The 20,054-nt window shown below is 51.5% G+C and carries 28 protein-coding genes and 1 pseudogene; 23 read left to right on the forward strand and 6 right to left on the reverse strand.

Features of this window, described 5'->3' with window-relative positions; genetic code table 11:
• Window positions 1–23 precede the first annotated feature (23 nt).
• Both K325_RS0113730 and K325_RS0113735 read right to left on the reverse strand, forming a co-directional pair.
• Window positions 24–911 carry a chemotaxis protein gene (locus tag K325_RS0113730; protein WP_029654851.1) on the reverse strand — a complete coding sequence of 296 codons (888 nt, stop codon included), beginning with the start codon at window positions 909–911 and terminating at the stop codon, window positions 24–26.
• Window positions 912–1,092: 181 nt separating this feature from the next.
• Complete coding sequence (locus K325_RS0113735) at window positions 1,093–1,689, reverse strand: exopolysaccharide biosynthesis protein (RefSeq protein ID WP_029654852.1); 597 nt, start codon at window positions 1,687–1,689, stop codon at window positions 1,093–1,095.
• A 196-nt stretch (window positions 1,690–1,885) separates the two neighbouring features.
• On the opposite strand from K325_RS0113735, the gene K325_RS18805 reads away from it, so the two are divergent.
• The 5 genes and pseudogenes from K325_RS18805 to K325_RS0113760 all read left to right on the forward strand — a co-directional run bounded on the left by K325_RS18805 (window position 1,886) and on the right by K325_RS0113760 (window position 4,760).
• Window positions 1,886–2,434: a helix-turn-helix transcriptional regulator gene (locus K325_RS18805; protein WP_228128455.1), complete on the forward strand. Its 549-nt coding sequence runs from the start codon at window positions 1,886–1,888 to the stop codon at window positions 2,432–2,434.
• Window positions 2,431–2,655 (forward strand): hypothetical protein, encoded by a 225-nt coding sequence (locus tag K325_RS0113745; protein WP_029654854.1) that lies wholly within the window; start codon window positions 2,431–2,433, stop codon window positions 2,653–2,655. The genes K325_RS18805 and K325_RS0113745 overlap by 4 nt, the downstream gene beginning before the upstream one ends.
• A gap of 51 nt (window positions 2,656–2,706) precedes the next feature.
• Window positions 2,707–2,970, forward strand: a pseudogene (locus K325_RS18070) (transposase); the annotation flags it as partial.
• A gap of 644 nt (window positions 2,971–3,614) precedes the next feature.
• Window positions 3,615–4,064, forward strand: a complete 450-nt coding sequence (locus tag K325_RS18920; protein WP_029654855.1) for a DUF4124 domain-containing protein — start codon at window positions 3,615–3,617, stop codon at window positions 4,062–4,064.
• Between the two features lie 21 nt (window positions 4,065–4,085).
• Window positions 4,086–4,760, forward strand: a complete 675-nt coding sequence (locus K325_RS0113760; protein WP_029654856.1) for an SOS response-associated peptidase — start codon at window positions 4,086–4,088, stop codon at window positions 4,758–4,760.
• A 663-nt stretch (window positions 4,761–5,423) separates the two neighbouring features.
• On the opposite strand, the gene K325_RS0113765 is transcribed toward K325_RS0113760, so the two are convergent.
• Window positions 5,424–6,680 (reverse strand): hypothetical protein, encoded by a 1,257-nt coding sequence (locus K325_RS0113765; protein WP_029654857.1) that lies wholly within the window; start codon window positions 6,678–6,680, stop codon window positions 5,424–5,426.
• Between the two features lies 1 nt (window position 6,681).
• Window positions 6,682–7,383 carry an XRE family transcriptional regulator gene (locus tag K325_RS0113770; RefSeq protein WP_029654858.1) on the reverse strand — a complete coding sequence of 234 codons (702 nt, stop codon included), beginning with the start codon at window positions 7,381–7,383 and terminating at the stop codon, window positions 6,682–6,684.
• 143 nt (window positions 7,384–7,526) lie between these two features.
• Here K325_RS0113770 and K325_RS0113775 point away from each other — a divergent pair, with 143 nt between their 5' ends.
• The 18 genes from K325_RS0113775 to K325_RS0113860 all read left to right on the forward strand — a co-directional run bounded on the left by K325_RS0113775 (window position 7,527) and on the right by K325_RS0113860 (window position 17,377).
• Window positions 7,527–7,730: a hypothetical protein gene (locus tag K325_RS0113775; RefSeq protein ID WP_029654859.1), complete on the forward strand. Its 204-nt coding sequence runs from the start codon at window positions 7,527–7,529 to the stop codon at window positions 7,728–7,730.
• Entirely contained in the window at window positions 7,727–8,005 is a 279-nt protein-coding gene (locus tag K325_RS0113780; RefSeq protein ID WP_029654860.1) for a hypothetical protein, read from the forward strand. Before K325_RS0113775 ends, K325_RS0113780 begins: the two co-directional genes overlap by 4 nt.
• The gene (locus tag K325_RS0113785; RefSeq protein WP_029654861.1) at window positions 8,002–8,265 is read left to right on the forward strand and encodes a hypothetical protein; all 264 of its coding nucleotides are present in this window, start codon (window positions 8,002–8,004) and stop codon (window positions 8,263–8,265) included. The genes K325_RS0113780 and K325_RS0113785 overlap by 4 nt, the downstream gene beginning before the upstream one ends.
• On the forward strand, window positions 8,262–8,609 hold the full coding sequence (locus K325_RS0113790; protein ID WP_029654862.1) for a hypothetical protein: 348 nt from the start codon (window positions 8,262–8,264) through the stop codon (window positions 8,607–8,609). Before K325_RS0113785 ends, K325_RS0113790 begins: the two co-directional genes overlap by 4 nt.
• Complete coding sequence (locus K325_RS0113795) at window positions 8,609–8,872, forward strand: hypothetical protein (protein ID WP_029654863.1); 264 nt, start codon at window positions 8,609–8,611, stop codon at window positions 8,870–8,872. Before K325_RS0113790 ends, K325_RS0113795 begins: the two co-directional genes overlap by 1 nt.
• Before the next feature lie 397 nt (window positions 8,873–9,269).
• Window positions 9,270–9,569, forward strand: a complete 300-nt coding sequence (locus K325_RS0113800) for a hypothetical protein (RefSeq protein WP_029654864.1) — start codon at window positions 9,270–9,272, stop codon at window positions 9,567–9,569.
• Between the two features lie 14 nt (window positions 9,570–9,583).
• The gene (locus tag K325_RS18585) at window positions 9,584–9,736 is read left to right on the forward strand and encodes a hypothetical protein (RefSeq protein ID WP_156836601.1); all 153 of its coding nucleotides are present in this window, start codon (window positions 9,584–9,586) and stop codon (window positions 9,734–9,736) included.
• Window positions 9,737–9,741: 5 nt separating this feature from the next.
• Window positions 9,742–9,981, forward strand: a complete 240-nt coding sequence (locus K325_RS18075; protein ID WP_036193564.1) for a hypothetical protein — start codon at window positions 9,742–9,744, stop codon at window positions 9,979–9,981.
• A gap of 2 nt (window positions 9,982–9,983) precedes the next feature.
• Entirely contained in the window at window positions 9,984–10,202 is a 219-nt protein-coding gene (locus tag K325_RS0113815; RefSeq protein ID WP_029654865.1) for a hypothetical protein, read from the forward strand.
• 24 nt (window positions 10,203–10,226) lie between these two features.
• Window positions 10,227–10,496, forward strand: coding sequence for a major capsid protein (locus tag K325_RS18080; protein WP_036193566.1), 270 nt, complete (start codon window positions 10,227–10,229; stop codon window positions 10,494–10,496).
• 535 nt (window positions 10,497–11,031) lie between these two features.
• Entirely contained in the window at window positions 11,032–11,967 is a 936-nt protein-coding gene (locus K325_RS18590) for a virulence factor TspB C-terminal domain-related protein (RefSeq protein WP_029654866.1), read from the forward strand.
• A gap of 9 nt (window positions 11,968–11,976) precedes the next feature.
• Window positions 11,977–12,297, forward strand: coding sequence for a DUF2523 family protein (locus K325_RS0113830; RefSeq protein ID WP_029654867.1), 321 nt, complete (start codon window positions 11,977–11,979; stop codon window positions 12,295–12,297).
• 2 nt (window positions 12,298–12,299) lie between these two features.
• Window positions 12,300–12,455: a hypothetical protein gene (locus K325_RS18595; protein WP_156836602.1), complete on the forward strand. Its 156-nt coding sequence runs from the start codon at window positions 12,300–12,302 to the stop codon at window positions 12,453–12,455.
• Window positions 12,452–13,528 carry a zonular occludens toxin domain-containing protein gene (locus K325_RS0113840; RefSeq protein WP_051146654.1) on the forward strand — a complete coding sequence of 359 codons (1,077 nt, stop codon included), beginning with the start codon at window positions 12,452–12,454 and terminating at the stop codon, window positions 13,526–13,528. The genes K325_RS18595 and K325_RS0113840 overlap by 4 nt, the downstream gene beginning before the upstream one ends.
• Window positions 13,529–13,681: 153 nt before the next feature.
• The gene (locus K325_RS0113845; protein WP_029654869.1) at window positions 13,682–14,947 is read left to right on the forward strand and encodes a hypothetical protein; all 1,266 of its coding nucleotides are present in this window, start codon (window positions 13,682–13,684) and stop codon (window positions 14,945–14,947) included.
• Window positions 14,944–15,981, forward strand: a complete 1,038-nt coding sequence (locus tag K325_RS0113850; protein ID WP_051146655.1) for a phage integrase — start codon at window positions 14,944–14,946, stop codon at window positions 15,979–15,981. Before K325_RS0113845 ends, K325_RS0113850 begins: the two co-directional genes overlap by 4 nt.
• Before the next feature lie 250 nt (window positions 15,982–16,231).
• Window positions 16,232–16,681 (forward strand): DUF4124 domain-containing protein, encoded by a 450-nt coding sequence (locus tag K325_RS18925; RefSeq protein ID WP_029654855.1) that lies wholly within the window; start codon window positions 16,232–16,234, stop codon window positions 16,679–16,681.
• Window positions 16,682–16,702: 21 nt separating this feature from the next.
• Window positions 16,703–17,377, forward strand: a complete 675-nt coding sequence (locus K325_RS0113860) for an SOS response-associated peptidase (RefSeq protein WP_029654856.1) — start codon at window positions 16,703–16,705, stop codon at window positions 17,375–17,377.
• A 663-nt stretch (window positions 17,378–18,040) separates the two neighbouring features.
• On the opposite strand, the gene K325_RS0113865 is transcribed toward K325_RS0113860, so the two are convergent.
• Window positions 18,041–19,297, reverse strand: coding sequence for a hypothetical protein (locus K325_RS0113865; protein ID WP_029654857.1), 1,257 nt, complete (start codon window positions 19,295–19,297; stop codon window positions 18,041–18,043).
• Between the two features lies 1 nt (window position 19,298).
• On the reverse strand, window positions 19,299–20,000 hold the full coding sequence (locus K325_RS0113870; RefSeq protein WP_029654858.1) for an XRE family transcriptional regulator: 702 nt from the start codon (window positions 19,998–20,000) through the stop codon (window positions 19,299–19,301).
• Window positions 20,001–20,054 lie beyond the last annotated feature (54 nt).

A 20,054-nucleotide genomic window follows, 5' to 3' on the forward strand; every position in this document is an offset into this window, starting at 1 on the left:
GGGAGCGAGCGGGGTGGCGCAGCTTATTTCGCCTGTTTGGCACCACGAAGCATCGCCTGCAAAAGTTCCTCGGCATCAAACTTGGTCAGGGCCTCATTGGCCCCGACCTGGTTGGCGTAGCTGAGGCTCATCTCGCTGTTCAGTGAGGTGTGCAGGATGATGTAAGGTTGTTTCACTTGGGCGTTGTCCCGTAGGTTGAACGCCAGTTCATAGCCATCCAGCCCCGGCATTTCAATGTCGCTGACCAGAATGTCGATGGGGTGACCCTGTTCGTGTTCCTGCATTAGCATCTGCAAGGCCTGGTCTCCGCTCTCAGTCACTTGGTATCCGATGCCTTTGCTGTCCAGAACATCGCACAGTTGCTTGCGGGCAACCCTGGAGTCGTCGACCAGCAGAATGTTGAGCGAGCGGAGGGTTTCACTCTGTACATCCGAGAGTGTGACCTCTTCGGTTTCGAGGGATTCCGGGTAGACTCGGGCTAGCAGCAGCTCAACATCCAGCAACTGGATAATATCGCCCTCTACGTCCAGCAGACCGGTAATAAACGCGTTGCTGCCCAGCGCCTTGGGCGGGGGCATAACGCTTTTCCAGTCTGTTTCGATGATTTGCTGAACACCGCGTACCAGAAAACCGATTTCCTGTCGCTGGATGTCGGTAACGATAATGGAAGCCTTCTCCTGCTCTTCCCGCGTTAGCGCCGGATAGCCCACCGCCGCAGACATATCGATGACCGGCACCGCAGCTCCACGAAAAGTGGCTGTCCCAATCACCGCATGATGGCTGTGCGGAAGCTTTGTCAGGCGCTGAAACGGGAGAATCTCCCGGATCTTCAGGGTGCCAATGCCAAATAACCGAGAGCCGAACAGTCGGAACAGCAAGAGTTTCTGGGACTGTTTTGCTTTGCTGGACATAGAACGATCCCTGCAACGGAACCAGGCTCCATTAAGAGGCTGGGGTATTGAACGGAGCGCCAAAGGCGCGGTGCGGGTGGGTTCCCGCGACCAAAGGTGTTGTTGCAATAGTAGCAGTTTTGCAGTGCGCCAATCGTTATCCGCTTTGTATCATTTGGTGACAGGTTTGGGTGTCGCTGGCTCACCATGGGAGATTCGTCAGTACCACCCAACCGGTTCCGCAGGTGGCTGCCACGGCCAGAAGAGCCAGCAAACCATCCCGGGCCACGATTGCGAGCCCGAACGCCATCAGGGATAGCCCGCCTCCGTTGGCACTGAAGGGGATCAGCTCCATCAACGGCATGGCTGCCGCAACCGCCATACAAACCAGGGCCATCAAATACTGACCAAGGCCGGTTACCAGCCAGGAAAAGCGCCGCTTCGTCCAGCGGTCGATCCATGCGGCAGGCTTGTCGGCCCAACGAAGGCCTGTGAGCAACTTTTCTTTGGCCACGCCTCGTTCCGCCATCCGACGAGGAATCCAGATGGACCTCCGCTGGCACAGCAATTGGCCCAGTGTGAGCAACACCAGAAGCCCAAGAATTGTGGGCACCCCCGGAATGTCTCCGATTAACGGTGCCACGGTGATCAAGCCTGCAAGGAGCACCAAAGGGCCAAAAGAGCGCTCTCCGACCGCCGCCATCAGGTCGCCAACGGATACCCGGTCCTGATCCCTCGTTGTTGCCCGAATGCGGCTAATCAGTTCAGTCAGGCTCTCCGGATCGTCTGGCTGGTTCATCGTTGGACTTCCTTTTCCACGGATTGGGAGTGTTGCGTACTGTTGTTATGGTGCCGCGGGTGTGGAGATCAAGGGAGCGGAAAAGACGCAAAGAAAAGTCTCTTGCAAGGTGGTGGTGCTGGAGGACGCGGATTCAACTCCCAAAACGGGAACTGAATTGGTCCATTAACCCGGCGCTTTCACCTGAGCCAAACCCTTGCCTGCAAATGCCCTAAATAGCTTGCAACCCTTCCTGCTACAAGCGTTCATGGCCTCCCGCAAACAACCCAAAAGCAACACTTGCGTTGCTTTTTCTACTTCTGGTGTGGTGAACCATGTAAAAGCAACGAATAAGTTGCCTTTTGAGTCTCGAGCAACTAATGTGTTGCTATTGGCCGTAAAAGCAACATATGTGTTTACTATGATGAATTCGATACTCCACCAAATAAAGCAGCGGCGACTGACACTCGGCCTCAAACAGAGCGACATGATGTTGCGTGTAGGCGTATCTCGTCAGCAATATCAGCGCCTGGAGTCCAAAGGAAACCCTAGGCTCGACACCTTGGAGTTGATCGCGAAGGGCCTGAATAGCGAACTAATGCTCATACCAAAGGAAAAGCTTGGCGCTGTTATGGCGCTGCTTGAACAGGAGAGTTCCGAGCCAGGCAAAGCGCATGTGTCCCAGGCGAAAAAAACCGCAAAAGAAGATGCAAAGAAAAGTCTTTCAGATGATCCATGGCAGGGTTTACTGGGGGATGAATCATGAGCGAAGCCCAAGTCGATGAAATAAACGTACTCAAGCTGAGCTTGCACGAAAGGCTGGTTGGCTATTTGGCTGGCTTTCAAGGCGGTAGAAATGTGCTGAGCTTTGCCGAGGAATTCAAGAGTGATGTAGGTCGTCCTACATTTAGTTTGATTACCCACCCAGCGTTTCCTCGTTCTGAAAAAATAATGTCAGAACCGTGGGCAAGTGTAGTGGTTCAATGATTCTGGACACCAACGTAGGTGGTAATATTGCCACCATCAACGAGGTGTCTGATGACCAGAAAGCGACGTTCCTTTACCCCTTAATTCAAGCAGGAAGCAGCCAGCCTGGTGCTGGATCAAGATTACACCATTGCCCAAGCGAGTACGTCCCTGGGAGTGGGGGAAAGCGTCCTCCGGCGATGGGTTCAGCAGCTAACGGATGAGCGCGAAGGGATCACCCTGAAGGGCAAGGCCCTAACCCCGGAGCAACGCCGTATCCAAGAGCTGGAAGCCCGCTGTAATCGGCTGGAGCGGGAGAAGGACATATTAAAAAAGGCTACGGCGATTCCTCCGATGCAGCAACAAAAGATCCCGCAAAGAGCACTATTCCAGGTTTTGTTAAGTTCATCGCCTACATTTTCGGTTTTTTGGGTCTGGTGGCTGGAATTGTTGTTATAGCGAAGCTTGGCTTTGTTGAAGGCCCTTACTCTGCTGAAAAGCAGGCTGATCCGTTTTGGATATCAGTAGGATTTGGGCTCGCACTGCAGTCACTATTTTTTTCAGCCTTCTCTTTACTCTGCGTCATGACTTGGGAAAATACTCAGCAACTAAAAAGGCTGCTGTCTGCGAGTTCTTCTGAGGATTCCGGCAAGGCGGTTAAATAGTTGCGTTGACACTTGGTCGACACGTTAGCAATTTTTTCAAAATTAGAAACGAAAAAAGCCCCTGAAATCAGGGGCTTTTCTCTTGCAAGGTGGTGGAGACGGCGGGAATTGAACCCGATGCCGCACCTATTTTCACGCCCACAGAAAACCACAATGCTCCATAAAACAGCCGCTTACAAAAACGGCATTCCACAAATAACCACTCAAAAACACAGTTGCGTTGACACTTTGTGGACACTTTTGAGCAGCTGCTTTTGTTACCACTTTAGCGACAGATTCGTTAAGCTTGCTAGGTAACATTCAAAGGAGTGGATGATGTTTCTTCGCAGAAGCTTTATTTGCTTGTTGTACCTTCTAAGCACAGCCCCTTTAACTGCCCAGGCTCAAGCCATGTACAAGTGGGTGGACGAAAATGGGGTGACTCATTACTCGGACTCAAGGTCAGATGAGCGTGCCAAGCGAGTCATCCCTCCTGGTATGACGATTGTTCCAATGGGGAGTAATGTTGGCGCTCAGAGGGCGATAGAGCGTCTTGGCCAAGGGGAGCGGCGTAGTTCATCTTCGTCCAGTCGCGCCAGGGCGAATGCTCAGAAGAAGCAGGATCAAAAGCGCAAGGCCGCCGTTTGCAAGCGCTACAAGGATCGTATTGAATGGATTGATAACCGCTTGCGTGCCGGAGGTTACTCTAACTCCCAGGGCAACCGTTGGAGAGCAGAAAGGCGAGAGGTCTCCAGTAAGCGGGCTTGGGAGTGCTTGCGGAAGTGATAACCTGATACGGAGGTTTTCATGTGCGGCCGATTCAACGTATCCGACGACCCCTTAGTCCAGGGCCTCCTGGATGAACTCGGCATCCCGCTCCGGATAGAGCCCCGCGTTAACATCGCCCCCGGAGCCAAAGCCCAGATCGTCTACGAAACCCACCAGGGCCGCACCCTGCAGGACGCCATCTGGTCACTGCTCATAGAACGCAAACCAGACGGCACCGGCTACCGCCCCTCGCCAAAGTACAGCACCTTCAACGCCCGATCGGGCAGCCTGGGCACCAGCCCACTCTGGAAAAAACGCTTTCACAGCCAGCGGGCCATCATACCGGCCAGCGGCTTCCATGAATGGACAGGTGAGAAAGGCCACAAGCAGTGCTACAACATCCACCCGGCCGAAAGCGCCATCGCTTTTGCCGGCCTGTATGAGCTGTGGGACTACCAGGAAGAAGTGGTACCGTCGTTCACCATCATCACCCTGCCACCACACCCCAGGTTCAGCCACATCCACCCGAAAAGCATACCGCTCATGCTCAACAGTGAAGACTTCGACATGTGGCTGGACCCAAGCCTGACCAACACAGACCCATTCCAGGACTTACTCAAAACCCGAATCCGGCAACCACTCTTGGTAGAGTCCATAAAATCACCCGCGACCCTAGAACAAACAGGCCAAGCGGAACGAATCGAGCCGGATTGAAATCGCGGATCGGAAGGTGAGAGCATTTACGACTGGATTGGGCGTTTCTCTTGCTATAGTTTTAAACTCTTCAAAGACTTGTATGGTATTTGCTTGCTTGCTTGCTTGCCTAGCAAGCTATCAAGTTGGGCGCCCTATCGCTCCGGCGTACAGCAACTTAGATAGAGTCTGCATCTATCCGGGAGGTGAAGTGCTCTTTTTGTGATCTGCTTTTCAGGGTAGTACGTACTATTTAGAGGAAGTTTCGGTTATTAACCCTGTTAAAACAGTGAGTTATACTTTACTGTTTTGGTTGATTGCTCTCCGGTTGAGTCCGGTGATTGGAAAAGTGGGGTTTTAGGTTGAGTACATTTTGAGGTTTCTGTACAATGATTGGCCCAGTTTCGTAGTCATAGAAGCTTACATTTTGGTGCTATGGTCTAAAAATTGAGTGCAATTCGTTGACTTTCATAGTTACGAGTTCTATTGTTTGAAGAAAGAACGGATGCACTCGATAGACACTAAAACGTGGAGATTGTTATGAAAGTTACCGACAATAAGTTTGCGTTGTTAAAAGTTACAGATAACAAATGCACTCTAGATAAGGTGACTGACAACTGATCGGTGTCTTATGTAGAAAAAGGGAGGCTTTGCCTCCCTTTTTTATTGCCTGAGTTTAATTTTTCAACCTTGAGTCTCGGCCTCGGCGCTTCCTTCATCGACCAATTCAAGTTGCTGTCCCTCGGGGCGTTGCCATTTACAGAAGAAAGTTATTCCTGGCATCAGCCATTTTGTTGTCCAAGCAGATAAGGTGTTAGTAGGGTGTTGGTGGATAGTCCAGTCTTCCGAGTGCCCAAATCTAATCAGCTCAAAACTCCAATTATCCGGAAGATTCATTGTTATTTTTGCGCCACATGTAGGTTCATTTCTGCTACTTATAAAATAATCATCGTAAATGGTCGACGTTTCCTTTATCTCAATGTCTGTCCATGGTTTGTCGATTGTATGTTCCTTGTTGAGCCTTATTTCAAGAGTGCTTCCTTTGTGAGTAACTGATATTCCATCAGCTTCAGCTTTTAATTTAACGGTTTTTCCGTCTAGGTATAGGTGCTTTAAAGAATTAAAAACTTCTTCGTGGTCGACTGAAATTGAGAGTTGATACTTTGGGTTGTCTCCATCGAATGATAGCTCTGCAACCTTAACAATCGAAGAAAACTTAACGTTGTGTTTAATGCACTTTGGTTCAGGCGTCGAGCTATCTTCTTCTTCGTTATTTTCATAGCCGGGTTCTAGGCAAATGGTGTGTATCTTATAGCTGCACACTTCGTGCCAAATAATGCTGTCCTTCCCATTCTCCATTACCGTAACGGTTTGATGATAGTCTGAGCGATGAGGTGTCTCTGGCTCAAGGAATGGTGAAAGCTTTTCTGAGACTGCTGAATATAAACCTAGCTCATGTGCGCAATGCGGACCATATGCTCTTTCATGGATAAGTTTCAGTTTTGACCTTATCTCATCTCTTGGAGACGCTGATATTAAGTTGTCTAATAGTTTGGCGCTGAGCAGTCTTCGTGTATTGGTGCCGACTTCATTTAATTCTTCAGAAAGCCTGTCTACATGTGTTGTGACGATTGGTGAAATTTTTGTATGGAAAAATTTCTCTATGCTTGCAGCTATAAAATAAACAATAATGGAGCTGAGTAATATGGTCCATCCTACCCATTTAGCCTCCCCCAGATAGCTTTCTATTAGCTCTGAAAGACTAGAATTTTTGTTTATTCCAAGATCATTTACAATAAAGTTATGTATTTCCGGGGCGTTACTTCCAAGAAGTATTAGAACAATTCCAAGTCCCAAAAAAGATAATATCTGAACATTTAATCTAAAATTCTCTAATATGTTTTTTTGGCTGCTCGTTTTTGTGTTCGGTTTATTTTTCATTTTATAAATCCTTACCTACCCAAACCACTTTCCCAATTACTTCAAGATTTTCTAGATTAGAACTTGAAATTTCTTGCGGTGGATATTCTTTGTTGTCACTAAGTAACTGTACGCCGTCATTCCACAACGTTTGAATTCTCTTAACGAGCAAGTGGTCTCCGTTCCGAATGACATAAATATGTCCATCGCGAAGCTTTTTTTCACTGGTATTCACCATTACAGTTTCATTATCTGAAATCGTGGGCTCCATTGAGTCACCCTTGGCAAATACCAGCGCTAGGTCCTGCTCATGAAGTCCCCGGTATCGGAGCCACTTTCGTCTAAACGCCAATTCCCTAGTTGGTGATTCGTCCTCTGCGAGGGAGCCGTGACCAGCTGCAACCTGCACGTTGTAACCAGGTATCAGCGCAAATTCCTCATCTAGCTTTCTGAGTTTTTCGATGTCTTGGGTTAAAGCTTCCCCAGATCCTTTGGCGTCTTTGGTTCCCTCGCCGGTTAAAACCCAGTTAGCACTGAATCCCATTTCTACAAGCTTCAACAATACCGCTGCGTCGGGAACTCTGTTTCCGCGTTCGTAGTGACCAAGCGAATTTTTGTGAATGCCTAGTTCTTCCGCAAAGGCGCCTTGGCTTTTGCCGTTTCTGATTTCCGCAAGTCGTTGACCAATTGCTAAAGCAGCATCGTTCTGTGTGTCTTGTTGCATTTTATGTTTCGCTTAGATCAAAAATAAACACAATAAGGTATTGCAATGACACCCTAAAGTGTTATATTGGTCTCGTTGACACACGAAAGTGTTCTGTTTCGGTGTCGTTTTGTGTGTAAATCAGTGTAGCAGAGTGCAAAACAGTGGACGAGCAAAAACAGATCATTCTGATAGCCACACCGGTGATGAGCCAGGAGCGTTACGCCCAGCTCACCGGGCTCACGGAAGGGCAGGTAAGGGGCCAGATCGAAAAGGGCCACCTGCCGTCACTCAAGATTGGCCGCGTGCGGATGGTGAACATCGCCGCCCTGTCGCAGCGCGCACTGGAGCAGGAGGACTGGCAATGACACCAGCCGTTCACAACCAGAAGCAAACCCACCTGCGTCAGCGCTTTCAGCAAGCCTGCGACGCCTGGAGCGTTGGCGACTATGAATTGGCCATCGACCGCGCCAGCCAGGTTTCCGAGATGACCCGTCGTTATCGGAGCATTGACTCCGACCTGTTTTGGTACGGCATCCGCCTGAGCAATGTCTGGAGTGAATTCCTGCTGCAAGAAGACACCCGCGACTTCAACACCTGGGCGGTTGGTCAGGCCTGCAACGCACTGAGGGCTGCCGCATGACGTCCTCTATTCGCGAACTCAAAAAGCACCAGGTCCGCACCCTGTTTAACGTGGCCGTGCAGCTGCTGGACAACGGCGACCGGGAAACCGCTTTCGACTGCCTGATCAAGATCCAGGGCATGACGGCCGCCTTTGAACAGCTGGATAACGTGCTCTGTGCCTACGCCAAGCTGGCCGAATCCGCCTTCGTCACCTACGCACAGACCCGCGCCATCAGCCCGTTCATGCACACCGTCCGGATGGAGGCCAGCATCCAATGATCAAGACCCGATATCAGAAGCCAGGGCACGGCATGACCCTGTCACCGACCACCAAAGCAGCCAGTTTTGCCTTCCAGGGCCCGCGCCCGTCCTCTGCACTCACCCCAGCGACCCTGGAAGGCCTTTTATCCACCCTCCTGCAGAGGTTGAGCCACCTGCAGGAAGTACGCACCGACTACCCGTGCGACTACATAGCCCGCTGCAAAGCAGGCTTTACCGACGCTCTGATTCAGGAGCTGGAAGCCAGCGGCTACCACAGCCCGGCGTTTGACCGCCTCATCCAACTGAGGGACGCGTGGGACTGCGGCCAACTGGACTTACCCAACGTCACGGAGACCCTTTGATGAGCTACATACCGCCGAGAAAAGACCAGGTGGAAGACAAAGAGCGCCGTTTCTACGTCAGCGCCCCGTCCTCCATCTACCTGCAACTACAACAGGAAGCCATCCACCGAGGCACCGACCTGTGGACCTTGGGAGGCAACGTCCTACGCAGTTGGTTAGAGGCCGGGTGCCCGAATTTTGGGCCTCAAGCCCCCCTTGAAGAGCCATCGAGTCCGCCCCCGTCATCGTCACCACTCGCGCACAAAAAGGGGGGCGCTCAGTGAGCGCTGCAAGGCTGGCGCGCAGCGCCAGGGCCCGTGGCCCCCTGGCCTTGTGGCGGTCACTGAGTGACCCACAGTGCGCCGAAAGAGTGGTGAGGGTGCCGGGGGAGGACGGCCGCCCCTTGATTCCGAGTCATGAGCACAGGAGGCAAGCGGAGCGCGGCAGGCGAGAGGGATCGTTACCCGTAAGGGTGGCCACCTTAGTGGCCAGGAGCTTTGCGAGTAGAGCCCGCCCCGAAGGGGTCGCAACCCATGACTGAATACCTGATTGGCGTCGGGATAGGACTTCTCGTTGTCCTGATCCTCAACGCTAGAAACGACTGAATTAAACCCCCGGCCCAGCCGGACAACACAACCGAAAAAACAGCAACACCCAAACGAAACCAAGAGGACAGAAACCATGGAAAACTACCTTCACCTGATGGTTATCGGCGCTACCCGCTACGACATCGACGGCAACAAAGGGGGCTCCTTGTGGGCCTATGCCCCTGCAGAAGCCGACGACGAAAACCGCGTAGGCAACGAAGTGATGAAAATCGCCTGCGACTACAAGCACATCGACCAACTGCGCAACCACGCCGACCGCCTGCCAGCCATGTTCACCGTGAAAGCCCAGATGAAAGCCGGCCAGGGCGGCAAGATCACGTTCAAAGCCCTGGAACTGAAACCCCAGGACCAAACCAAGAAACCGACCGCGTAAAGGAGTAGGGCACCGTGTATTCCGTGTTTGACCGGTCCGTTCTTATCGCCCTGTTCATGGTGTTGAGCTTCCTTTTGGGAGCGCTCTACATCACTCACGACCTTGAGGAGGACGTCGTCAAATACCTGGAACAGCACGGCTGCCCGGCTCAGGTTGTTGAGGAGTAAAAAGCATGGCTGCCAAGACCATCCACACCGAACTGGGAAAAGAACGGCGCTGCAGCAAATGCGGTGATTACTGGCCGGAAGACAGCGAGTTCTTTTACAGCAGCCGTGGCGTGCTCCAGCAGCCCTGCAAAGCCTGTTACGCCGAACTGCCTTCCAGGAAGGAGAGGAAGGCCAACCAGGTGAAAGCCCAAAAGCTCCACATACCGGTGCCATGCGCTGGGAACATCAGCTTGAGGGCTCATTAACGATGGAAATTCTGACCTGCGACGGATTGATCAGCCAAAGCGGCGGCACCCCCCAGTGCAGTGGCTCATGGCAAGTCGTCCAGGTCGCCGAGTTCGCCACCCAATACCGGGAGGCGTTCACCATGTCACGTGAGGAGTTCAGCGACCTGTCTGGGACCTTCGTGATGTGGTTTGTGGTGGCGTTTGGGGTTCGCCTCATCCGCCGCATGTTTAATACCTGAACTCAATCCAGAGAGGAAACCACCATGTCCCGCATCATCGACATGCAGAAAGAACCGGACGGCAAAGCCTGGGCAATGGCCCGTAGCCGTTTTGGCCGCACCGCCGCCAAAGTGGGAACAGCCATCGTGGCGACTGGCGCAACCCTCACCGCACAGGCGTCGATCCTGCCCACGGATTTTCAGACCGATATGGACGCCGTGGGTGCTGATATCACCCTGGTAGGCGGTGCCCTGATCGGCCTGGCCGTTATCGCAGTGGGCATTAAATGGGTAAAGGCCACCTTCTTCGGTTAATCCGAAGCGGGCAACCACACCCAGAAGGGCGGGCCACGGCCCGCCTTTTTTGATCATGACAGGGAGAAAACCGGTGTGTTCTTCAATGATCCGTATTACCTGGCCTTGTTGGCTCTTATTGCTTGTTTGTGGGTGGCGACTGGGTAGGCGTTTTATGCGGCCCTTTTTTATTGGTGGCTCTATGCGATTCACTCTGCAACGAACCTTTCTTCTTTTTCTCTGCTTGGTCTCTTTTGAGGCCAGCGCCCGAACTAAATCAGAAGCTCTCACCGCATGTCAAAACTACATTGCCCCTAAACAGTCGCACCCTAGTTATACCTTTTCCTGCGTGGATCAACTCTCCAATGGACAGCCCGCTATTGTTGAGGTTATCCGTAACAATTTGGGCGTGGAACAGACTGGTGCAGCTTGGAATTACGACCCACCGCCAGAGTGTGAGCCTCCAAATACGCTTTATGAAGATCCACTTAGCGGCCAGATGGTTTGCGGAATCCCGCCCGATTGTAAAACAGACACCATACCCGGCGGTTCAATCATGAGTTCCGGCGGTGCGGTGGGTGGTGGTGCTGGCGTCTACAACGTGAACAGCTGTGCTTACACCTGTGGCATTAACTTCTCAAAATTGGATGGTCAAACGTCCATGTATGACGCTCAGGAGTGCACAGGGCTTGGCCAACCCTGGACGTCTGAAGATCCTGCTGACTACGAAAATCCCCCAGAACAGTGCGATGTCAAAGATAGCAAGGGCAACTGCCTGGACATGGATAAACAGGACGGCGGCAGCTGCCCCACCGGCACCACCTATGGGCAAGTTAATGGCACTAACGTTTGTGTTCCATCCAGCACCCCGACGGATGGATTAGATGCGGGCACCAAAGGCCCTGATGGACAGGGTGGTAACCAATCCGAAAGCGGTGGTGGTGGCGAAGGTGAAGGCGATGGATCTGGAAGCGGTAATGGGGACGGATCGGGCGGTGATGGGTCTGGTGACGGTGATGGAAATGGCGGCGGTGGTGGAGGTGGTACCGGGGATGGCGACGGCGAAGAAGACCAGGGCGAGTACGGCTCCAACGCCTGTGAAAGCCCTCCTACCTGCAGCGGCGACGCCATCCAGTGCGGCATTGTCCGTGAAGTCTGGGAAAACCGGTGCCTGATCCACGAGGCCAGCGAAAAAGCCGAAGGCTTCCTCAACCAGAACACCCAGGGTGTGGGGAATCTGGGGGATGAAAGCCTCGACCTGACCGATGACCTTGGCGAAATCAACGTGGCGGAAAAACTCGGTGACTGGACCAACGTATCCAATCCCGCCCAGGGCCAGTGCCCACAGCCCCGTGAACTCCGGTTAAGTCTCGGCACCTACCAGCTGCAATACGACCCCTTCTGTGAATTGGCCGAAGAACTCAACCCCCTGGTTCTGTTTCTGTTCACCTTCATCGGTGGCATGGCCATCGCTCGCACACTGACCGCATAAGGAGAACCCATGCCACTGATTCAGTTTATCTGGGCCATCATCGTATCTGCCATCCCCTGGGTGGTCAGCAAGCTTATGAGAGCCATCGGCCTCGGGTTTGTGACCTATGTAGGCCTCTCCCTGGGCGTTGAGCAAGCGGAACAGTTCATCTTTGACCGCTTCAACAACCTCGGTACCGAGCTGTATCAGATTCTCGCCATCGCCGGATTTCCTCAGGGTATCAAAATCTTGTTTGCAGCCTTTGCAGCGGCGCTGGTCCTGAAGAACGCCGGAACCGGGGATCGACTGCGCAAACCCGTCTGGAAAAAACCCGGACCCTTCGAGGCGTGACCATGAAACTTCGACACCGACTTGAAAACATCGCGTGGTGGCTGGTGACCGACGTCGCCCCCACCGTCCTGCTGTGCTGGGTTGTTGCCGAGCTGGCCTACGCCCAGGGCATGATTGACACCGTCACATATCTGGACACGCTGGAGCTTTGCCCATGATAACTCTTATCACCGGCACCCCCGGAGCCTCCAAAACGCTCAACGCCATCGACCTGGTGTTGAATGATCCCGCCTTCCAGGAACGGGCGGTCTACGTCTACAACATCACGTTGCTTGAACCCGGCAAAGCCCTTGGTTGGCAAACCCTCGACCTGGAACAGGCGAAAGCCTGGTATGACTTGCCCCATGGGTCCGTCATCATCCTGGACGAATGCCAGGACCTGTTCCCACCAGAGAAATTCGGCAGCAAAGTGCCCGAGCATATCCGGCAGCTGAACACCCACCGGCACTTGGGCATCGACCTCGTACTGATCACCCAGCACCCCAAACTGATCGACACTAAAGTGAGGCGCCTCGTTGGCCAGCACTTCCACTTCAAGCGTCAATTCGGTCTCCAGTCTGCCACTCGCTTCACCTTCCAGGAATGCGCGGACGACCCCAACGACTACTTTGCTCAGAAAGCCGCGACGAAAACCCGGAAACGCTTTAACAAGAAACTTTATGGCCTCTACAAGAGCGCCGAAGTACACACCCATAAACGCAAAATCCCCTGGCTCGTCTGGGGACTGCTCGGAATGGTCCTCGTGACCGGCACCCTGTTTTATACCGCCATAACCGGATTCGGCAGCGCCTCCCAGAAGCCCTCAGAAGAAAGCCCGATACAGAAAGCGGTCACCACGTTCAGCCCGGCCCCGAAACGCCAGGCAGAGGGGCCCATCACACGGGAACAGTACCTGGAACGGTGGTCACCCAGGGTCAAAGGCATCCCGCACTCTGCACCGGCCTATGATGACGTGTATGAAGTGCGCGACTTCCCTAGGCCACAGTGCCTCCTACGCGAGAAAACCCGCCAATGCCGGTGCTATACCCAGCAAGCCACGCCCCTGGACGTTCCAGAGGATCAGTGCCGCCAGATAGTGGCTAACGGGTATTGGGACCCGACCCGGGAACCGAGCCAAGTTGCTCGGGCAGGTAACAACCAGGGCGCGGAAAACACGCAGTCCAGCAGTGCGCACGAACGCACCCTGCAAGCCCTCCAGATCCGTGCAGAAACCCAGGCATTGAAGTTTTAAGCCCCATGACCAGCGGAGGGCCGGCGGTGGCGTGTGGGTGGAAGGCTTGCCCCAGCCACACGCCGCCGGCAGGCGAGAGACGTCCCTGTAACACGTCTCATAGAAAACGACGGAAGTCGATTTTGGAACACACAGACCCACAGTGAGCCACAGATGAAAATCAAAGATTTTGAGAGACTCGACATTACAACTGGTGAAACAGGCAAAGGGGACCTGTTCATCGGGCCTGAGGGTCAACAAATCAATTTACAAGGCGTGGATGTCCTCTGGACTGGCGTGGACACCGTGCGCCAACTGTTCGAGGGACGTCTGAAACCGGAACCGCTGGCCCAGATCGTCGAAGCCTATAATGAAAGCTATGACGCTACTATCACGGTCAAAGGGGTAGAGTTCAAAGTCCAGTCCGGTAGACGCGGTGGCTTCAAATACATCCTGCAGAACCGGGAATATGGGCTAACCATCCTCCTGCAGAGCTTCTATGCCGATGCAGAGAACCCCGGCACCCACCTCAAAATCGAAACCTCCCCCAGATGGCTTTATGAGCGTTCCAGCCAGCAGATACATGACGAACTGGCAGAGTGGGGCATGTTCTTCCTCAAAGGCATCAAACCCGTTGGCATTGCGCTACACCTCGCGGTGGATTTTCAGGGCTGGGAACCGCCCCAGGACTTTGCGCAACACTTCGTCACCCGCGCCAAAACCATCAGCGTCCACAACGGCCTGAGTGACCTCATCTTCAAAGGTCTGGATGGCAGTACCATCAACGGACGGGGTGAGACCTACACTTTCGGAAAAGCCAACAGCCTGCAGGTCTGCCTGTACGACAAGTCCAAAGAAATTGACGTCAGCGACAAGCGCGCCTTCATGGAATCCATCTGGGAATGCGCAGTGAATGAACATACCTTCCCGGATACCTGTTATGACCCTGAAAAGCCCGTCTGGCGTTTGGAAATCCGCTTTCATCACCGGATCGTCAACGAGATCTCCCAGGGCACCAGTGGCATGAAACCGATTTACACCTACATGGATGCGGTACCGCACCTGACTGGCCTGTGGCAATACGCTCTGAAATCCAACCGCTACGAAGTCAAACGCGAGTGGGTGCACCCCATCTGGACGAAACTGCGGGACGATATCGGCTTTGGCTACACAGCCCCGGATCTCATGTACAAACGCGCAAAAAAGGAACCCGGTTGCGGCAACGAAAAGAACGTATCTCTCGCGTTCGGCAATCTCCTGAGCATCTATGCACGCAACCGATTCAACGCCCGACAGGCTTGGGATTGCCTCAAGAAATCCGGACTCTGGGAGGACTTGTGTAATTACTACCGACGACGGGAGATCTACGAAAACGAGCTGTTCCAGCTCGTCCAGGACGGACTCACGAAACGACGACTGTTAACGAAGGTGGCGGCATGATCAAAAAGCTACCATCGGGACGATGGCAGGTAGACGTACTCCTCGATGGACGTGGTTCTCGTCGTATTCGAAAACGGTTCGCTAGCAAGATCGAAGCAAGGCGCTTTGAGGCATATATTCTGGGCCAGAAAGAGAAAACCAAAGACTGGAACCCATCCAAGAAAGACAACCGGCGACTGATAGAGTTGGTGCGGCTCTGGTTCAATGCCAAAGGTGTTCACCTGAAAGATGGCGAGCGGCGTAAGCGATGCCTGGATTCAATGGCTGCCTGGTTAGGAAATCCGGTAGCCCGTAATCTCCGCCCATCTGAATTCTTGGCTTATCGGTCTTATAAGCTCCAGGAAGGTACAAGTGAGAAGACGTTGAACAACCACCTTGGTTACCTGAACGCTGTCTATAACGAGCTGCAACGACTGGGTGAAACTGACTTTGATAACCCGCTCCGGAATATCCAGATGATCCGGCTGGATGAGATCGAGCTATCTTGGTTAACCACAGAGCAGATCGGCCTGCTGTTGGAAACAATTGAGGGGTTCAGTCAGAACCCGCACGTCCATTTGTTGACAAGAATCTGCCTTGCTACTGGAGCCCGTTGGGGCGAGGCTGAGAATTTGCTGCCCCGACACGTTCAGAAAGGCAAGTTGACCTTTGTGAACACGAAAAGCGGTAAGTCCAGGAGCGTGCCGGTTAGCTCGGAACTGTTCGCGGAGATCCAGGTGCATTTAAAGGAGTATGGTCAGTTCAGTTTTTCCCTTTCTGCATTTCGCCGTGCTTTGGTTAAGTCAGGTATTCAGTTGCCCAAGGGGCAGGCTGCCCATGTTCTTAGGCATACCTTTGCTAGTCACTTTGTAATGAACGGTGGGGATATTCTGACGTTACAAAAGATCCTGGGTCATTCAACCATCAATATGACTATGCGCTATGCGCATTTGGCACCGGATCACTTAAAGGATGCCATCAAACATGGCCCTATGTTGGCAAAATGTTGGCAACAATCGAAAAAACAGGAATCCAGAAACGAAAAAAGCCCCTGAAATCAGGGGCTTTTCTCTTGCAAGGTGGTGGAGACGGCGGGAATTGAACCCGATGCCGCACCTATTTTCACGCCCACAGAAAACCACAATGCTCCATAAAACAGCCGCTTACAAAAACGGCATTCCACAAATAACCACTCAAAAACACAGTTGCGTTGACACTTTGTGGACACTTTTGAGCAGCTGCTTTTGTTACCACTTTAGCGACAGATTCGTTAAGCTTGCTAGGTAACATTCAAAGGAGTGGATGATGTTTCTTCGCAGAAGCTTTATTTGCTTGTTGTACCTTCTAAGCACAGCCCCTTTAACTGCCCAGGCTCAAGCCATGTACAAGTGGGTGGACGAAAATGGGGTGACTCATTACTCGGACTCAAGGTCAGATGAGCGTGCCAAGCGAGTCATCCCTCCTGGTATGACGATTGTTCCAATGGGGAGTAATGTTGGCGCTCAGAGGGCGATAGAGCGTCTTGGCCAAGGGGAGCGGCGTAGTTCATCTTCGTCCAGTCGCGCCAGGGCGAATGCTCAGAAGAAGCAGGATCAAAAGCGCAAGGCCGCCGTTTGCAAGCGCTACAAGGATCGTATTGAATGGATTGATAACCGCTTGCGTGCCGGAGGTTACTCTAACTCCCAGGGCAACCGTTGGAGAGCAGAAAGGCGAGAGGTCTCCAGTAAGCGGGCTTGGGAGTGCTTGCGGAAGTGATAACCTGATACGGAGGTTTTCATGTGCGGCCGATTCAACGTATCCGACGACCCCTTAGTCCAGGGCCTCCTGGATGAACTCGGCATCCCGCTCCGGATAGAGCCCCGCGTTAACATCGCCCCCGGAGCCAAAGCCCAGATCGTCTACGAAACCCACCAGGGCCGCACCCTGCAGGACGCCATCTGGTCACTGCTCATAGAACGCAAACCAGACGGCACCGGCTACCGCCCCTCGCCAAAGTACAGCACCTTCAACGCCCGATCGGGCAGCCTGGGCACCAGCCCACTCTGGAAAAAACGCTTTCACAGCCAGCGGGCCATCATACCGGCCAGCGGCTTCCATGAATGGACAGGTGAGAAAGGCCACAAGCAGTGCTACAACATCCACCCGGCCGAAAGCGCCATCGCTTTTGCCGGCCTGTATGAGCTGTGGGACTACCAGGAAGAAGTGGTACCGTCGTTCACCATCATCACCCTGCCACCACACCCCAGGTTCAGCCACATCCACCCGAAAAGCATACCGCTCATGCTCAACAGTGAAGACTTCGACATGTGGCTGGACCCAAGCCTGACCAACACAGACCCATTCCAGGACTTACTCAAAACCCGAATCCGGCAACCACTCTTGGTAGAGTCCATAAAATCACCCGCGACCCTAGAACAAACAGGCCAAGCGGAACGAATCGAGCCGGATTGAAATCGCGGATCGGAAGGTGAGAGCATTTACGACTGGATTGGGCGTTTCTCTTGCTATAGTTTTAAACTCTTCAAAGACTTGTATGGTATTTGCTTGCTTGCTTGCTTGCCTAGCAAGCTATCAAGTTGGGCGCCCTATCGCTCCGGCGTACAGCAACTTAGATAGAGTCTGCATCTATCCGGGAGGTGAAGTGCTCTTTTTGTGATCTGCTTTTCAGGGTAGTACGTACTATTTAGAGGAAGTTTCGGTTATTAACCCTGTTAAAACAGTGAGTTATACTTTACTGTTTTGGTTGATTGCTCTCCGGTTGAGTCCGGTGATTGGAAAAGTGGGGTTTTAGGTTGAGTACATTTTGAGGTTTCTGTACAATGATTGGCCCAGTTTCGTAGTCATAGAAGCTTACATTTTGGTGCTATGGTCTAAAAATTGAGTGCAATTCGTTGACTTTCATAGTTACGAGTTCTATTGTTTGAAGAAAGAACGGATGCACTCGATAGACACTAAAACGTGGAGATTGTTATGAAAGTTACCGACAATAAGTTTGCGTTGTTAAAAGTTACAGATAACAAATGCACTCTAGATAAGGTGACTGACAACTGATCGGTGTCTTATGTAGAAAAAGGGAGGCTTTGCCTCCCTTTTTTATTGCCTGAGTTTAATTTTTCAACCTTGAGTCTCGGCCTCGGCGCTTCCTTCATCGACCAATTCAAGTTGCTGTCCCTCGGGGCGTTGCCATTTACAGAAGAAAGTTATTCCTGGCATCAGCCATTTTGTTGTCCAAGCAGATAAGGTGTTAGTAGGGTGTTGGTGGATAGTCCAGTCTTCCGAGTGCCCAAATCTAATCAGCTCAAAACTCCAATTATCCGGAAGATTCATTGTTATTTTTGCGCCACATGTAGGTTCATTTCTGCTACTTATAAAATAATCATCGTAAATGGTCGACGTTTCCTTTATCTCAATGTCTGTCCATGGTTTGTCGATTGTATGTTCCTTGTTGAGCCTTATTTCAAGAGTGCTTCCTTTGTGAGTAACTGATATTCCATCAGCTTCAGCTTTTAATTTAACGGTTTTTCCGTCTAGGTATAGGTGCTTTAAAGAATTAAAAACTTCTTCGTGGTCGACTGAAATTGAGAGTTGATACTTTGGGTTGTCTCCATCGAATGATAGCTCTGCAACCTTAACAATCGAAGAAAACTTAACGTTGTGTTTAATGCACTTTGGTTCAGGCGTCGAGCTATCTTCTTCTTCGTTATTTTCATAGCCGGGTTCTAGGCAAATGGTGTGTATCTTATAGCTGCACACTTCGTGCCAAATAATGCTGTCCTTCCCATTCTCCATTACCGTAACGGTTTGATGATAGTCTGAGCGATGAGGTGTCTCTGGCTCAAGGAATGGTGAAAGCTTTTCTGAGACTGCTGAATATAAACCTAGCTCATGTGCGCAATGCGGACCATATGCTCTTTCATGGATAAGTTTCAGTTTTGACCTTATCTCATCTCTTGGAGACGCTGATATTAAGTTGTCTAATAGTTTGGCGCTGAGCAGTCTTCGTGTATTGGTGCCGACTTCATTTAATTCTTCAGAAAGCCTGTCTACATGTGTTGTGACGATTGGTGAAATTTTTGTATGGAAAAATTTCTCTATGCTTGCAGCTATAAAATAAACAATAATGGAGCTGAGTAATATGGTCCATCCTACCCATTTAGCCTCCCCCAGATAGCTTTCTATTAGCTCTGAAAGACTAGAATTTTTGTTTATTCCAAGATCATTTACAATAAAGTTATGTATTTCCGGGGCGTTACTTCCAAGAAGTATTAGAACAATTCCAAGTCCCAAAAAAGATAATATCTGAACATTTAATCTAAAATTCTCTAATATGTTTTTTTGGCTGCTCGTTTTTGTGTTCGGTTTATTTTTCATTTTATAAATCCTTACCTACCCAAACCACTTTCCCAATTACTTCAAGATTTTCTAGATTAGAACTTGAAATTTCTTGCGGTGGATATTCTTTGTTGTCACTAAGTAACTGTACGCCGTCATTCCACAACGTTTGAATTCTCTTAACGAGCAAGTGGTCTCCGTTCCGAATGACATAAATATGTCCATCGCGAAGCTTTTTTTCACTGGTATTCACCATTACAGTTTCATTATCTGAAATCGTGGGCTCCATTGAGTCACCCTTGGCAAATACCAGCGCTAGGTCCTGCTCATGAAGTCCCCGGTATCGGAGCCACTTTCGTCTAAACGCCAATTCCCTAGTTGGTGATTCGTCCTCTGCGAGGGAGCCGTGACCAGCTGCAACCTGCACGTTGTAACCAGGTATCAGCGCAAATTCCTCATCTAGCTTTCTGAGTTTTTCGATGTCTTGGGTTAAAGCTTCCCCAGATCCTTTGGCGTCTTTGGTTCCCTCGCCGGTTAAAACCCAGTTAGCACTGAATCCCATTTCTACAAGCTTCAACAATACCGCTGCGTCGGGAACTCTGTTTCCGCGTTCGTAGTGACCAAGCGAATTTTTGTGAATGCCTAGTTCTTCCGCAAAGGCGCCTTGGCTTTTGCCGTTTCTGATTTCCGCAAGTCGTTGACCAATTGCTAAAGCAGCATCGTTCTGTGTGTCTTGTTGCATTTTATGTTTCGCTTAGATCAAAAATAAACACAATAAGGTATTGCAATGACACCC

It is taken from the genome of Marinobacter daepoensis DSM 16072 (genome assembly GCF_000421165.1).
Classification (GTDB): domain Bacteria; phylum Pseudomonadota; class Gammaproteobacteria; order Pseudomonadales; family Oleiphilaceae; genus Marinobacter; species Marinobacter daepoensis.

Bases quoted from the DNA above. Each gene is read 5' to 3' on its own strand.
- K325_RS0113730 (WP_029654851.1), bottom strand. From the start codon at position 911: ATGTCCAGCAAAGCAAAACAGTCCCAGAAACTCTTGCTGTTCCGACTG.
- K325_RS0113735 (WP_029654852.1), bottom strand. From the start codon at position 1,689: ATGAACCAGCCAGACGATCCGGAGAGCCTGACTGAACTGATTAGCCGC.
- K325_RS0113745 (WP_029654854.1), top strand. From the start codon at position 2,431: ATGAGCGAAGCCCAAGTCGATGAAATAAACGTACTCAAGCTGAGCTTG.
- K325_RS18920 (WP_029654855.1), top strand. From the start codon at position 3,615: ATGTTTCTTCGCAGAAGCTTTATTTGCTTGTTGTACCTTCTAAGCACA.
- K325_RS0113760 (WP_029654856.1), top strand. From the start codon at position 4,086: ATGTGCGGCCGATTCAACGTATCCGACGACCCCTTAGTCCAGGGCCTC.
- K325_RS0113765 (WP_029654857.1), bottom strand. From the start codon at position 6,680: ATGAAAAATAAACCGAACACAAAAACGAGCAGCCAAAAAAACATATTA.
- K325_RS0113770 (WP_029654858.1), bottom strand. From the start codon at position 7,383: ATGCAACAAGACACACAGAACGATGCTGCTTTAGCAATTGGTCAACGA.
- K325_RS0113780 (WP_029654860.1), top strand. From the start codon at position 7,727: ATGACACCAGCCGTTCACAACCAGAAGCAAACCCACCTGCGTCAGCGC.
- K325_RS0113785 (WP_029654861.1), top strand. From the start codon at position 8,002: ATGACGTCCTCTATTCGCGAACTCAAAAAGCACCAGGTCCGCACCCTG.
- K325_RS0113790 (WP_029654862.1), top strand. From the start codon at position 8,262: ATGATCAAGACCCGATATCAGAAGCCAGGGCACGGCATGACCCTGTCA.
- K325_RS0113795 (WP_029654863.1), top strand. From the start codon at position 8,609: ATGAGCTACATACCGCCGAGAAAAGACCAGGTGGAAGACAAAGAGCGC.
- K325_RS0113800 (WP_029654864.1), top strand. From the start codon at position 9,270: ATGGAAAACTACCTTCACCTGATGGTTATCGGCGCTACCCGCTACGAC.
- K325_RS18075 (WP_036193564.1), top strand. From the start codon at position 9,742: ATGGCTGCCAAGACCATCCACACCGAACTGGGAAAAGAACGGCGCTGC.
- K325_RS0113815 (WP_029654865.1), top strand. From the start codon at position 9,984: ATGGAAATTCTGACCTGCGACGGATTGATCAGCCAAAGCGGCGGCACC.
- K325_RS18080 (WP_036193566.1), top strand. From the start codon at position 10,227: ATGTCCCGCATCATCGACATGCAGAAAGAACCGGACGGCAAAGCCTGG.
- K325_RS18590 (WP_029654866.1), top strand. From the start codon at position 11,032: ATGAGTTCCGGCGGTGCGGTGGGTGGTGGTGCTGGCGTCTACAACGTG.
- K325_RS0113830 (WP_029654867.1), top strand. From the start codon at position 11,977: ATGCCACTGATTCAGTTTATCTGGGCCATCATCGTATCTGCCATCCCC.
- K325_RS18595 (WP_156836602.1), top strand. From the start codon at position 12,300: ATGAAACTTCGACACCGACTTGAAAACATCGCGTGGTGGCTGGTGACC.
- K325_RS0113840 (WP_051146654.1), top strand. From the start codon at position 12,452: ATGATAACTCTTATCACCGGCACCCCCGGAGCCTCCAAAACGCTCAAC.
- K325_RS0113845 (WP_029654869.1), top strand. From the start codon at position 13,682: ATGAAAATCAAAGATTTTGAGAGACTCGACATTACAACTGGTGAAACA.
- K325_RS0113850 (WP_051146655.1), top strand. From the start codon at position 14,944: ATGATCAAAAAGCTACCATCGGGACGATGGCAGGTAGACGTACTCCTC.
- K325_RS18925 (WP_029654855.1), top strand. From the start codon at position 16,232: ATGTTTCTTCGCAGAAGCTTTATTTGCTTGTTGTACCTTCTAAGCACA.
- K325_RS0113860 (WP_029654856.1), top strand. From the start codon at position 16,703: ATGTGCGGCCGATTCAACGTATCCGACGACCCCTTAGTCCAGGGCCTC.
- K325_RS0113865 (WP_029654857.1), bottom strand. From the start codon at position 19,297: ATGAAAAATAAACCGAACACAAAAACGAGCAGCCAAAAAAACATATTA.
- K325_RS0113870 (WP_029654858.1), bottom strand. From the start codon at position 20,000: ATGCAACAAGACACACAGAACGATGCTGCTTTAGCAATTGGTCAACGA.